At 64.8% G+C, this 13,063-nt stretch carries 12 protein-coding genes and 1 pseudogene; 5 read left to right on the top strand and 8 right to left on the bottom strand.

The features are described from left to right. Window positions 1-62: 62 nt before the first annotated feature. The gene (gene mepA, locus ABIB95_RS32705; RefSeq protein ID WP_354245569.1) at window positions 63-1,007 is read right to left on the bottom strand and encodes a penicillin-insensitive murein endopeptidase; all 945 of its coding nucleotides are present in this window, start codon (window positions 1,005-1,007) and stop codon (window positions 63-65) included. Window positions 1,008-1,475: 468 nt separating this feature from the next. Here mepA and ABIB95_RS32710 point away from each other — a divergent pair, with 468 nt between their 5' ends. After that, window positions 1,476-3,641 carry a putative bifunctional diguanylate cyclase/phosphodiesterase gene (locus ABIB95_RS32710; protein ID WP_354245571.1) on the top strand — a complete coding sequence of 722 codons (2,166 nt, stop codon included), beginning with the start codon at window positions 1,476-1,478 and terminating at the stop codon, window positions 3,639-3,641. 205 nt (window positions 3,642-3,846) lie between these two features. On the opposite strand, the gene ABIB95_RS32715 is transcribed toward ABIB95_RS32710, so the two are convergent. Next, window positions 3,847-5,001, bottom strand: a complete 1,155-nt coding sequence (locus tag ABIB95_RS32715; protein ID WP_354245573.1) for an acyl-CoA dehydrogenase family protein — start codon at window positions 4,999-5,001, stop codon at window positions 3,847-3,849. Between the two features lie 317 nt (window positions 5,002-5,318). Between ABIB95_RS32715 and ABIB95_RS32720 the strand changes: the two genes are divergently transcribed. Next, the gene (locus ABIB95_RS32720; protein WP_354245576.1) at window positions 5,319-6,008 is read left to right on the top strand and encodes an aspartate/glutamate racemase family protein; all 690 of its coding nucleotides are present in this window, start codon (window positions 5,319-5,321) and stop codon (window positions 6,006-6,008) included. Here the strand turns inward: ABIB95_RS32720 and ABIB95_RS32725 are convergent, their stop codons facing one another. From ABIB95_RS32725 to ABIB95_RS32740, 4 genes are all read right to left on the bottom strand, one after another. Then, window positions 6,009-6,707, bottom strand: coding sequence for an acyl carrier protein (locus ABIB95_RS32725; RefSeq protein WP_354245578.1), 699 nt, complete (start codon window positions 6,705-6,707; stop codon window positions 6,009-6,011). An 89-nt stretch (window positions 6,708-6,796) separates the two neighbouring features. Continuing rightward, window positions 6,797-8,017, bottom strand: coding sequence for an MFS transporter (locus ABIB95_RS32730; RefSeq protein WP_354245580.1), 1,221 nt, complete (start codon window positions 8,015-8,017; stop codon window positions 6,797-6,799). Between the two features lie 160 nt (window positions 8,018-8,177). After that, a complete protein-coding gene (locus ABIB95_RS32735) occupies window positions 8,178-9,293 on the bottom strand; it encodes a winged helix-turn-helix domain-containing protein (protein WP_354245582.1) in 1,116 nt (371 codons plus the stop codon). Window positions 9,294-9,404: 111 nt separating this feature from the next. Further along, a complete protein-coding gene (locus tag ABIB95_RS32740; RefSeq protein WP_354245585.1) occupies window positions 9,405-9,728 on the bottom strand; it encodes a hypothetical protein in 324 nt (107 codons plus the stop codon). 147 nt (window positions 9,729-9,875) lie between these two features. On the opposite strand from ABIB95_RS32740, the pseudogene ABIB95_RS32745 reads away from it, so the two are divergent. The 3 genes and pseudogenes from ABIB95_RS32745 to ABIB95_RS32755 form a co-directional block, all read left to right on the top strand. Then, window positions 9,876-10,307: pseudogene (locus tag ABIB95_RS32745) on the top strand (DUF1127 domain-containing protein); the annotation flags it as partial. 46 nt (window positions 10,308-10,353) lie between these two features. Further along, complete coding sequence (locus ABIB95_RS32750) at window positions 10,354-11,328, top strand: Bug family tripartite tricarboxylate transporter substrate binding protein (protein ID WP_354245588.1); 975 nt, start codon at window positions 10,354-10,356, stop codon at window positions 11,326-11,328. Window positions 11,329-11,352: 24 nt separating this feature from the next. Then, window positions 11,353-12,369 (top strand): methyltransferase, encoded by a 1,017-nt coding sequence (locus tag ABIB95_RS32755; protein WP_354245591.1) that lies wholly within the window; start codon window positions 11,353-11,355, stop codon window positions 12,367-12,369. Between the two features lie 59 nt (window positions 12,370-12,428). Here ABIB95_RS32755 and ABIB95_RS32760 read toward each other — a convergent pair whose 3' ends face one another. Together ABIB95_RS32760 and ABIB95_RS32765 are read right to left on the bottom strand one after the other, a co-directional pair. After that, a complete protein-coding gene (locus ABIB95_RS32760) occupies window positions 12,429-12,719 on the bottom strand; it encodes a hypothetical protein (protein ID WP_354245593.1) in 291 nt (96 codons plus the stop codon). A gap of 84 nt (window positions 12,720-12,803) precedes the next feature. Then, window positions 12,804-13,013, bottom strand: coding sequence for a hypothetical protein (locus ABIB95_RS32765; RefSeq protein WP_014498566.1), 210 nt, complete (start codon window positions 13,011-13,013; stop codon window positions 12,804-12,806). Between the last annotated feature and the right edge of the window lie 50 nt (window positions 13,014-13,063).

Raw genomic sequence — 13,063 nt, forward strand, 5'->3', positions numbered from 1 at the left:
CGCGCTTCGCGCGCCCCGGGACGACAGCGGTGGGTGAGGCGGCAGCTTGCCCAGCCAGCCGCCTATTGCTTCGCATCGCCTGCGTGCAGCACCGCTTTGCAGGCCGCCGGCATCTGCGCCAGCGTCATCGGCGGCTTTGGCTTCGGCGGCTCCGGCGGAGGCTTCGGGTGCAGCACGGCGTCGCTGAACCAGTAGGCGAGGTCGGACGGCTTGCAGCCTTCGTCCTCGGATTGCGACGACTGGCCTTCGCATTCGCTCGAGCCCGCCGGGCAGCGCATGCGGATGTGGAAGTGATAGTCGTGGCCCCACCACGGCCGGATTTTCGACAGCCAGGAGCGGTCGCCCTTGGCCTCGCGGCACAGTGCCTTCTTGATCGCGGGATTGACGAAGATGCGCTGCACCGCCGGCTCCTGCGCCGCGTCGCGCAGCACCAGCACGTGGGCAGGCGTGAACACCTTGGGGTCGATGTCGAGCCGGTCCGGGCGCACCATCATCACCGCCGATATGTCCTCGCGCTCCTCGCGTGACAAACGACGGTCCGGCATCGGTGTCAGCCAGATGTCGGCATCCAGGCCAATTTGATGGCTGGCATGGCCTGACAGTGCCGGCCCGCCGCGCGGCTGGGCGATGTCGCCGACCAGAATGCCCGGCCATCCCGCGTCCTTATGCGCCCTGGCCGCGAGCCGCTTGATCAGCGCGATCATGTCGGGATGACCGTAATTGCGGTTACGCGACAGCCGCATCACCTGCCAATTGTCGCCGTTGAGCGGCATCTGCATGGCGCCGCCGATACAGCCCTTGGTGTAGGAGCCGATGACATGAGCCGTTCCCTTCGACGGCAGCAGCTTTCGCGCGAACAGCTCCTTGGCGCCGATGCTGGGATCGTTTGGGTTGGCGAGCGGCGGTAGCGGTTTTGGGTTAACGCTGCCCTTGTCCTGGGCCAGCGCGGCGCCGGCGGTCAGGAACGTCATGACAAGCAGGAGAGGGGCGAGGCGGCGGGGACTCATGCTGTCATCCTTATAACGCAACGCTGCGTCAGGGTTAAGAAACAGTCCTTCGGCCGAAATATTGTCCGAAAGTCGCAGTTCCCTACGCGCGGCCGGCCGATTTTTAACGACGCGATAACCCTCTCGTGCATTGACCAAAATTCGTGCGTGGGAGGCGTGCTCCCAGCCCTCTGTATGCATTCGCGCGCGATCTCGGAAATGATTCAAGGCAGCGCGCAATTTTGCGCCATCGCGTTCTCCGATGACGACGATGTGATGGGCTTGGCGCGCCCGGCGGCGCTGTCGCGCCGCGCAAAGCGGCAATAACGGCTGCTTTCCTGAGGCCACCAGACTGTGCGATCGATCGACAAGCCACCCAAGATTACTTTTTTTTCAGACACTTGCCCCAAAACTTGCGGCCACTGGGCGCGACTGGGACGCATAGAGTTGAGTTTGGGGTCTCGAAAAACAGCAAAGCGAAAGGGAGGCGTGCTCGCCCGGGCTCGCCGACAGCCGCGCAAGCCGCGCTTCGCGCGCGCGCCTCAACCCGTTTCCGAACGCGACGAACTCCTGCGCCGCCGCGCCGAGGCGGAGGCGGCGATTGCCGAGGCCCGCAAATCCCATGAGCGCCTGCGCCAGGCCATCGACATCCTGCCGCAAGGCATCGTGTTTCTCGATGCCGAAGGCCGTTACGTGCTCTGGAACAGGAAATACGCCGAGATCTACAGCAAGACCGCCGATCTGTTCGAGGAAGGCGCGCGCCTCGAGGACACGCTGCGCATCGGCGTCGCGCGTGGCGACTATCCCGAGGCTGCCGGCCACGAGGACGAGTGGATCGCCGAGCGGCTGCAGAAACTCTATCAGCCCGGCGCGCGCCACGAGCAGATGCTCGCGGACGGCCGCGTCATCCTGATCGACGAGCGGCTGACCGACGACGGCGGCGTGGTCGGCCTGCGCGTCGACATCACCGAGCTGAAGCAGCGCGAGGCCTCGTTCCGCCTGCTGTTCGACGGCAATCCCGTCCCCATGATCGTCTGTGCGCTCGACGACGAACGCATCCTCGGCGTCAACGATGCCGCGATTTCCCATTACGGCTATAGCCGTGCCGAGTTCGAGAAGCTGAAGATCCGCTCGTTGCAAGCTTTCGACAGCGAGCCGCCCTGGACCACCGATCGCTCCAGCGAGGAGCAGGCCGCACGCACCTGGAAGCACGTCAAGGCCAACGGCGCGCTGATCGACCTTGCGATCTATTCGCGCGAATTGACCTATGCCGATCGGCCCGCGGTGCTGCTCGCGCTGATGGACATCACCGAACGCAAGCGCGCCGAGGCGCGGCTCGCCTTCATGGCCCAGCATGACGGGTTGACCGGCCTGCCGAACCGTAATCTGCTGCGCCAGCAGGTGGACGAGATGCTGCTGCATATGCGGCGCAGCTCCGACAAGGTCGCGCTGCTGATGCTGGGGCTGGACAATTTCAAGGCGGTCAACGACACGCTGGGACACGCGGTCGGCGACAAGCTGCTGCGCGGCGTCGCCAAGCGGCTGCGCTCGACCTTGCGCGAGGAGGACGCGCTGGCGCGGCTCAATTCCGACGAGTTCGCGATCGTGCAGAGCGGGCTGACGCGTCCCGAGGATGCGGTGATGCTGGCCAAGCGCCTGCTGGAAGCCATCGCCGATCCCTATCTGCTCGACGGCCATTCCGTGGTGATCGGCGCCTCCATCGGCATCGCGATGGCGCCCGGCGACGGCGATGATTCCGAAAAACTGCTCAAGAGCGCCGACATGGCACTGTCGCGCGCCAAGGCCGATGCCCGCGGCACCTTTGCGTTCTTCGAGGCCGCGCTCGACGCCAAGGCGCAGAGCCGCCGCAAGATCGAGGTCGAGCTGCGCGACGCGATCCAGAACGACGTGCTGCGCCCTTATTACCAGCCGCTGATCGACCTCCAGAGCGGCCGCATCACCGGCTTCGAGGCGCTGGTGCGCTGGCCGCATGCCGAGCGCGGCATGGTTTCGCCGGCCGAGTTCATTCCGGTCGCGGGAGAAACCGGGCTGATCAATCCGCTCGGCGGCCTGATGCTGCGCCGGGCGTGCCTGGACGCAGCGACATGGCCGGACGATGTCCGCGTTGCCGTCAACCTGTCGCCGCTCCAGTTCCGCAGCGGCAATCTGCTCTCGGTGGTGACGGACGCGCTGAAACATTCCGGCCTGCCGGCGCGGCGGCTGGAGCTCGAGATCACCGAGACGCTGCTGCTCGAAAAGAGCGCGCAGGTGCTGGCGACGCTGCATGCGCTGCGCGCGCTCGGCGTCCGCATCTCGATGGATGATTTCGGCACCGGCTATTCCAGCCTCAGCTATTTGCGCAGCTTCCCGTTCGACAAGATCAAGATCGACCAGTCCTTCGTGCGCGATCTCGGCGCCAACCGCGAGGCACAGGCGATCATCCGCTCCATCGTCAGCCTCGGCAAAGGCCTCGGCGTCACCATCACCGCAGAGGGCGTCGAGACCGAAGCCGAGCTGAGCTGCCTGCGGGCCGAGGGTTGCGACGAGGGCCAGGGCTTTCTGTTCAGCAAGGCCCGGCCCAACGCCGAGATCATCAGCCTGCTCGCCGCCCAGCGCGGCATCGATGGTGACGAGAAGGCTGCGATGGTGGCGTAAGGCGGGCTGCCCCTTACCTCGCCCCGCTTGCGGGGAGAGGTCGGAATGCGCGCGTAGCGCGGATTCCGGGTGAGGGGGTACAGGTCCTTCAACGACCGCCCGTGTGGAGAGATGCCCCTCACCCCAACCCTCTCAGCGCGAGCGAAGCTCGTCGCGGCCCCGCGAAGAACGGGGCGAGGGAGCGCAGCGTCATTGCGGCTGTAGTTCAGCGTCCCTCCGCCAAAATCGCCTTGCCCACATCCTCGTAATGCGTATCCCGCGCCTGGATCTGCTGCGCGATCGCGTGCATGTCGCGAAAGCGCCGCTCGAACGGATTGCTGCGGAACACCGCAGTCGCGCCGGCCATGTGATAGGCGGCGTCGACCACCTTGGCCGATTGATGGATGGTCCAGGTCGCGGCGAGGCGAACGGCGCTGCGATGCGCCGGGCTGAATTGGCCGGTCGCGCAGAGGTCGCGCCACATCGCATTCGCCGTCGCATAGAGATAGGCGCGCGCGGCGCGCAGATCGCCCTCGGTGCGGCCGATCAGGCCCTGGACCGCCTGGTTGTCGCGCATGGCGCTGGCCGCGAGCGACTGGTGCTTTCCTCGCGCCAGAGTGATAGCGGCATCCAGCGTCGCGCGCGCGACGCCCAGCGACACCGCGGCAAAGCCGAGGCTGAAGGTCGAGCCGGTGCCGATCCTGTAGAGCGGACCCGTCTCGCGCAGTGCGGACGGCGCGTCGCGGAACGCGGTGAAGCGCTCGGGGATGAAGAGGTCGCTCACCTCATAGGAATCCGTGCCCGTGCCGGCGAGCCCGATCGCCTGCCAGACGTCATGCAGCACCGCGCTCGCAACCGGAAACAGGATGGTGCGAACCTCTGGCGAGCCGTCGGCATTTTTCCGCGGCGTCCCGTCGGCTCCGACGATGCGGACATGCGCCCCCAGCCAGCTCGCCTGCCGCGAGCCCGAGGCAAAATCCCAGCGCGCCGTGACGCGATAGCCGCCCTCGACCGCACGCGCCTCATGCGCGATCGCGCCCCAGGCAAGGATGCCGGGCGGTGTGTTGAAGATCTCATTTGCAATGTCGTGGCCGAGCGAAGCTGCGATCATCGCGCAGACGCTGCATTGGCCGAGACACCAGGCCGTCGAGGCATCCGCCTTCGCGATCTCCTCCTGCATCTGCATGAAGGTTTCGATGGGGGCTTCCGCACCGCCCAGGCTTTCCGGAAGTAGCGCACGATAGAGCCCGTTCTCGATCAGGGCGCCGACGACAGCCGGCGTCAGTCGACGGGTGCGCTCGATCTCATCCGCCTCGCGCGCGATGAGCGGCGCGATGGCGCGAGCACGTTCGACGAGGTCAACTCCGGGAGTTGCGTCCATGCGCGTTTCCTCGCCCATTCTGTCGTGAGCGGTCAGAGAGGCGATGGTGGGCCATTTGGCGGAGAGGATCAAGATCGCATGCGGGCGCGATCCGCATCCCGGTCCCGCAAGTCCTCGTAGCCCGGATGGAGCGTAGCGAAATCCGGGGCCTTCGCGTCCGCGGCGACGAACCCGGATTGCGCTTCGCTCCATCCGGGCTACGGGATTCGGGCATTCATCCAGGGGTAAAGCTGTTCGAGCCATTCGTCCTGCATCGCGATGGCGGGCGTCGGCGTCTTCGTCTACGATCCGCCCGCGCAATTTGTGGAGATGCCGGAATGCAGACGATTGGCCTGATCGGCGGCATGAGCTGGGAGAGCACCGCACTCTACTACAAGCTCATCAACGAGCGCGTCCGCGATCGCGTCGGTAAGCTGCATTCCGCCCCCCTGCTGATGTATTCCTACGACTTCCAGGAGATCAAGGAGATGCAATATGCCGGCCGCTGGGATGAGGCCGCGGCCAGCCTCGCCGAAGTCGCGCGGCGGCTCGAAAGCGGCGGTGCGCGCGCGATCGTGCTGTGCACAAACACGATGCACAAGCTGGCGCCCGACATCGTTGCGAAGCTGACCATTCCTTTCATTCACATCGGCGACGCAACGGCGGAACGCATCCGGTCAAGGGGATACCGGCGAGTCGGACTTCTCGGCACGAAATTCACGATGGAGGAAGATTTCTACATCGACCGGCTACGCGCCCACGGCCTCGACGTCCTCGCTCCGCCGGCGGAAGCGCGGGCTGACGTGAACCGCATCATCTACGACGAGCTGTGCCTCGGCAACGTCACCGCTCCCTCGCGCCGCCGCTATCAGGAGGTGATGGCCGCACTCGTCGCCGCGGGCGCCGAATGCATCATCCTCGGCTGCACCGAGATTACGATGCTGGTCGGTGCGGACGACACATCGGTCGAGACGTTCGACACGACGGCGATCCATGCGGAGACGGCGGCTGACTTCGCGATCGGGTGATTAGGTACTTCGTTTGCCGAAGAAGCGGGTCTCGTAATTTATCTCACCCATGAAGCCGGTCCCGCTGCCGTCGCGAACGATCGTCGTAACAGCTTTCCAGACATCGCGACGTCTGGCCCCTCCGGCTTGTTCAGACAGTCTGCCGTAGTTCCAAGCGGCACACTCGGCGGCAAAATCACCAAGGCTGGCGGTTCGTTGCGGAATCGTCCTTGGCAGCACAGAGCCAAGAATGACAGCAAGGACCGCGGATCCAAGGAACGGGAGCCAGGAGTCGGAGCAGAGAGACAATGCAACGCCACATGCCGTGATGAGCGCGAAAACAGCAACGGTCACTGAGTGGAGGTCAAGGCCGGGAAGCCTGAGATTCGCCTCTCTTGAGAGGCTGATATGTAGGCGCCTGGCGCCGTGCGCGCGAAAAATGGTTCGCAGGTCGGTTTCATGCGTCATGCGTTCCAAATAGCCCAAACGGCGCAGCGCAGCCCGCAGGCGAAAGAATGCTAGAGCAGTGGGGCAACGGAGGTGCCGCGCGTCGGAAATACTAAGCTTGGACGAGATGATGTCGAAGAGCTGCCCGACCGTTTCACAGCGGAGCGCTTCCGGAGCGGAAATCTTGACTCCAAATGCGTCCTCGATAGCTCGAAGCATGTCGGCGTCGTCGCCGTCTCCGAGCAGGTTCAGGCAATTGGCAGCGTTGGTCATCGGAGGTGTCCAGGGCGGCTATTGTGCAACGTTGTAACGGAGAAAGGCGGAGCCATTCAAGGTTTGCGGCCTGTTCATGCGTCACCTCGTCAGGCCGCGGCGCGGCCAAGGTCGAGCGATTGCTTGCGTCTTGTCGGAAAGCTCAGCGCCACTGCTACGGCGGCAAGCCCGATCGCGAAGGAGCCGGCGTGCAGCCATGTGTAGCGCTGGAAATTGTCGAACACGAGCCCGCCGGCCCACGGACCGAGCGCCATGCCGAGGCTGGCAAAGGCCGACACCGCGCCGAACACGGTGCCCATGATGCGCGCGCCGAAGTACTCGCGGACCAGCACCGCATAGAGCGGCATCACCCCGCCATAGGCGAGGCCGAACACGACCGAGAGCGCGTAGAATTCGCCGAGCTGCGCCACCGCAAGATAGGTCGCGATGCACATCGCCTGCACGAACAGGCCGCCGACCAGCACGGGCTTGGCGCCGATGCGATCGGCTGCCGCGCCGAGCAGCAGGCGTCCGCCGAGCCCGGAGACGCCGGCGACGCCGTAGACCGTCACCGCCGTGAGCGGGGCGATGCCGCACACCATCGCATAGGACACCATGTGAAAGATCGGACCGGAATGCGCCGCGCAGCAGGCGAAATGCGCGGCTGCGAGCGCGATGAATTGCGGCGTGCGCAGCGCTTGTGCTGCGGTCAGCTCGATCTCCGGTGCGGCGTCGGTGCTTGCCGGGCCAGCCGCCTGCGGCGCCGGCCGCACCAGGAAGCAGGCCGGGATCAGCAGCGCCCACGCCGCACAGCCGATCACCAGCATCGCGGTGCGCCAGTCATAGGCCGTGATCAGCCAGCTTGCGGTCGGCGCGATCGTCACCGGCGACACGCCCATGCCGGCGGAGACCAGCGCCACCGCGAGGCTGCGGTTCTTTTCGATCCAGGCGCTCGCGAGCGCCATCATCGGCGCGTAGAAGCTGCCGGCAGCGACGCCGATCAGCACACCGAAGAACAGCTGGAATTGCCACAGGCTGGTTGCCTGGCTCGCAGTCACGAGACCGAGGCCGAGCAGCAGGCTTCCGGCGAGCACCACGATGCGGGTGCCGAACCGGTCCGACAGTGTGCCCCAGAAGAACGCGGCAACGCCCATGCAGAGGAAATCCAGCGTCGCCGCCGCCGACACGCCCGCGCGCGACCAGCCCATCGCTTCGGAGATCGGCTGCAGGAAGACCGCAAGCGACAGCATCGTGCCGAAGCCGACACAGGTCATCAGCGCTCCCGCGGCGACCACGACCCAGCCATAGTCGAACCCTGACGGCTTGCTCATGCGTTTCCTCTGCGCTTTTGCTCTTGTTGATGGTGCGCGCGGGGATGGTGGCCCATCTGTCGGCGGAGGGCAAGGTTACGCGCAATGCGCGGGTACAGAGCGCGTTACCTTGCAGCTGCCTTGAGCATCGGCGCGCGCGATGGGCCGCCGTAACGTCGACTTAGGATATGTCTTGTGCCGCAGTTTCGCTGCCCCCGCGTGCCCGTTCCATTTGCCCCGGCCACCCGTAAGCCGAGATCAGGCTCATATAGGCCTCAAAATCCGTGCCGGTCATATTGAGGGAGCGACTGCACTGTTGAAGGGCTTCTTCATATTGACGGAGGTGCAAGTGTGCGACGCAGAGAAGCCGCGCTGCGATGGTATCCTGCAAGACGGCCAGGTTTGCGAGGTCGCCGTCGAACCGATCCGACCAGATGTCACGGGCGGTCTGAAGGTCGGTCAGAGATACGTTGACCCGCACCTGGTCTCCGTTGCGTCTCACCGCGCCCCGCACGGCCCAGCGGACGCGGAGATCCGTCCCGAGCTGCTGCAAATCGATCACCTTCTTCTTGTAGGTCAAGGCGGTGTCGCGTCCAACAACGAGAGTGGCGGGCGTTCGCGCGAGATCGGTGGTCAAGCCTGTCGAGATCGAGTCGGCAAAGGAGTCCTGCGCCGGACCGTCGTTGAGGCTGGCGAAGGGCAACACGACGAGAGAGAGGCGAGGCGCGATCTCGGGCCTGACTGTCGGCCGTACCTGGATATTTTGAGCTTCCCGTTGTGCGTCGGTACGGACCGTCTTCCAGGCATTCCAGTATCCGGCAACGCCACCGGCAATTGCGCCGATGGCAGCGACCGACGCCAGCACGCTGCCGACGAGCTTCAGACGGCCTCTGAGGTCCTCCAGCCAGCCTGCGGATCGCCGTTCGCCAACAGCGTTTGAAGAGGTAACCGGGACCGTAACTGCTGCCGTGGTTCCTGGTTGCCGATCCTCATCGTGCACGGCGCCCACGAAACGAAAGCCCTTGCGTGGAAATGTCTTTATAAGACGTTGTTGCTGACCGGAGTCACCGATCGCGCGCCGGACGGCGTTCAGCCGGGTCGTGAGCGCCGCATCGGATACGATCCGGCCATTCCAAATCGCGTTGACGAGATCGTCCTTGCTGACGACGCGATCCCTGCTGCGGATCAGATGTTCGAGCAGATCGAGAACCTGGGGTGTCGTGGGCACCAGATCGAGCCCGCGCCGCAATTCGCGCCGCTCGGTGTCCAACGCACAGTCCTCGAAGAAATAGCGCATGGCACCATTCTCCAAGCCTGCCCTCTATTCTCCGAGGGCGCGGGAGCAATAATCCATGGAGAATAGGCCTTCGCTAGCGAAAATGTAAGCCGCGAACATTGGTCCACCCCGTCAGGGGGGGCCAACGTCGTGCTTTTCCGGAAGGCCCGCTTCGCAGAGACCCTTCTCGAAGATCGCGAAGTCATCTGCCCGGCGAAACGGTGCCAGATTCTCGAGATTGGCACGAAGATCTGGATTGCATTCAAGGGCTCGCAGGAGGGATCGTTGCGCTCGTTCACGCCGCCCGGCGAATGCGTTGCTGGCTGCGGCAATGCAGGTCACGAGCAGGAAACTCGTCTGACCACGCAATGCGGTCTCGGCGCATGATACTGCCGCGTCATAGCGGCCCGCCAGAAAATGCGCATATGCCATGGCTCCCTGCGCGTCGTAGTACATGGGCGGATCGAGCGGGCTAAGTCTCACGGCATGTGCGGAGTGCTCGAGAGCGAGATCCGGCTCTCCCCTCCAAACTCTCAGCCAGGCACTGGTGGCCCAGGCTTGCGCGAAGTTAGGGTTGTCAGCCAAAGCTCGATCCACGAAAGCAGCTGCGGCGTCGGAAACGCGGCCGATGAGATACTCGCTCGACCGGCCTCTACCCTAAGTCGCAAGAAGGCGGAGGTTGAGCTTGTCGCCGTGTCGGTTGCCGAGCTCGGCTTTCAAGGCGAGGCTTCGTTGCGGGAAATCTATGCGCGTGCACAACAGCTCGGTCTTGCTCTGGCGCCCGCCGAAATCGCGCCCCAGCTGCGACTCCAGTATTTGGACCAGCCGATCGGTGAGTTTCTCACCATCGGGATGGAGCCTATCGGGACGTGGGCGGGTGAAGCGGTCGTCCTGACGGTGGCGAATGGCGGAGCAGGCCTCATCCTGATCGGCCAGGATGGCCGAGAGGACGCGCAGATATCTGCGATATCCCGTTTCGTGTTCGTGCGGCCCGGTTCATCCGTGGCTCCCGAGGCCGCAGCGATGGCCAGGTAGCATGCGGCGATCTCATTTGGTCTGGGCTCGATCAGGGAAACGGGTGATGATCACGCGTCGTGATGTGTTGTCGGCGGCCGCCGCCGCGTTCGCCGCTACGCATATTTCACCGCGGGCGCTCGCACAGCCGATCGCGAAAACCGTGCATATCCTGACGGGCTTCACGCCCGGGCTGCAGGATGGGTTGGCGCGGCTCGTGGCCGGCCAGATGAGCGGCTATGCGGAAACCATTGTGGTTGAGACCCGTCCCGGCGCGGCAGGTCGCATCGCGGTGGAGGCGGTGAAGAGCGCCGACGCCGACGGATCGGTCATGCTGTTCGCGCCGCTCGGCTTCATGATGTTCTTTCCGCACGTCTACAAGACGCTGAGATACCATCCGCGGGATTTCACGCCGGTGTCGACCGTCGCCTCGACCCCGACATTGCTGACGGTCGGTCCCAGCGTACCGGCCGACGTCAAGACGCTGGCGGACTTCGTGGCCTGGTGCCGCGCCAATCCGAAGCACGCCACCTTTGGTTCGCCGGGCGCCGGAACCTCGCTGCATTTTCTCGGTGCGATGCTGGGCCGCACCGCCGGCTTCGATTTTCTTCACGTGCCCTATCAGGGCGGTGGCGCGATTCAGGATCTGGTCAAGGGCGTGATTTCCGCGACCGTCATGCCGATCGGCAGCTCGCTCGGACTCGTCCAGTCCGGCGATCTTCGCGCGCTGGCGACCACCGGACCGCGCCGCAGCCTGTTTGTTCCGGCGGTACCGACGATGCGGGAGGCCGGATATCCGTCGCTCGAGGACCTCACATGGTTTGCGTTCTTCGTTCCGGCCAAGACGCCGGCGCCGATCGTCGATAAGCTCAACACCGCGATCCAGGCGGCCTTGCGCATCGACGAGGTCAAGGCCGGCATGGCAAAGCTGGCCGTCGAGCCCGACGCGATCGCCATGGAAGACTTCGCCCGGCTGATCGCATCCGAATCCGACCGGTGGAAGGCGATCGTGCAGGCAACGGGGTTCGTCCCGACCGATTGAACCGGCATTGACAGGAGGCAACACATGAGCGGGCCGGCATCCGTGCATGATCTCGTGCAGTCGCATCGCATCACCGCGGTGATCTATGCGGCGGCGAAGCTCAATCTCGCCGAGGCCATCGGCGATGAGGCGAAATCGGTGGCCGAGCTCGCCCGGCTGGTGTCCGCCGATGAAAGTGCGCTGCGCCGATTGCTCGTTGGCCTGACGACACTTGGCCTGTGCAGGCAGGCAGGCCGGGACCGATTTGCCATGACCGAGATCGGCCGGCAGCTCGACGAGACCGCCGATCCCTCCTTCAAGGACTGGGTTCTCTTCGAGGGCGAGATGCTCGCGCAATCCTGGATCGGACTGGTCGATTCGGTTCGCTCCGGCAAGAGCGCGGGCGAGCTGCGCGGCGATGGCGACGATCGCTATGCCGCGACGAGCAATGCGCCGGAATTCACCCGCCGCTTCAACGCCGCGATGGTCAGTCTGACGCGGAGCATCGTTCCAAGGATCGTTGCGGCCCACGACTTCACGACCGCGCGCGTTGTCATGGATCTCGGCGGCGGCACCGGCGAATTGATCGGCGGCGTGCTCCAGCACAACCCGTATCTTGAGGGCATCGCCTTCGATCTCGCGCGCTGCGAGGCGGGAGCGCGGGCGCATTTTGACCGGCTTGGCATCGCCAATCGCTGCCGGTTCGTCGCCGGCAGTTTCTTCGAGAAGGTCCTCGGCGGCGCCGACACGATCCTGATGAAGAGCATCCTGCACAATTGGAGAGACGATCGTTGCGAGGTCATTCTACGCAACTGCCGGGACGCGCTCCCGGCCAGCGGAACGTTGATCGTGATCGAACGGATCATGCCGGAGCCTGCGACGACCGAGACCCAGGACCGCTCCTGCGCCATGAGCGACCTCAATATGCTGCGGGGACCTGGCGGCCGCGAGCGGACGGAAGCCGAGTACCGCAGGCTTGGCGTCCTGGCCGGCTTCGCCTTCGTCGGCATCAGCGGTGTCGGCTCGTTCAGCCTGGTCCAATTCCGAAAGGTCGGACACTGACTGCCGTCCGTTGGGGCGGCAGTCGAGTCTCATTCCATCAGGCCTTGGCGCAGGATCGATCAGCAGCCCCGGCAGACGCCGGAGATCTTGCGATCGACGTTGGCATCCTCTTGGTTGAGGAAATCCAGCGATCCCGAACTTGCCGAGGGCACGTCGGAGGCGTGGGGCTGGCGGTGACCGACCGGGGCCGTCCACGGCCTGGTGGTCGTTTCCTTTCCGGGCAGCGACGGGTGGAAAGGTTGCGCCGAAGCTGCGCCCATCGTCGATACGATCGTGACCACAATCAGCATCTTTGAGGGAATCATAGGTGTCTCCAAATGCATCCCGCCCTGCATGTGCGGTTCAGACATTTAGATTTGCATCGAAGACCCGCTATTCCCTGTCATCGCGTAGGCGTGATACCGCCGTGGTCCGGCCTTCCGGAACGACGTTTGTCAGGCCGGCGCTTTCCTGCCGATCAGACCGAAGACGATCATGACGAGGCTGATGCCGCCGACAGCGCCCGAGACCTCTCCGACCGTGCGCATCAGGGCGGCAGGATCATTGGACCACGGCGTCATGTCCCGCATCGAGAGGAAGAACAGGACGGCGAGCACCAGCAGCACCGAGCCGACGGCAATCAATCGCCAGTTTCGCTTTCGCATGACAGACACTCCCCCGTATCGCCCACGGATGGGCGGGGCGGTTTAGGACG

Origin of the sequence: Bradyrhizobium sp. LA2.1, from assembly GCF_040547725.1 — a bacterium.
In the GTDB taxonomy this organism is placed as follows: domain Bacteria; phylum Pseudomonadota; class Alphaproteobacteria; order Rhizobiales; family Xanthobacteraceae; genus Bradyrhizobium; species Bradyrhizobium barranii.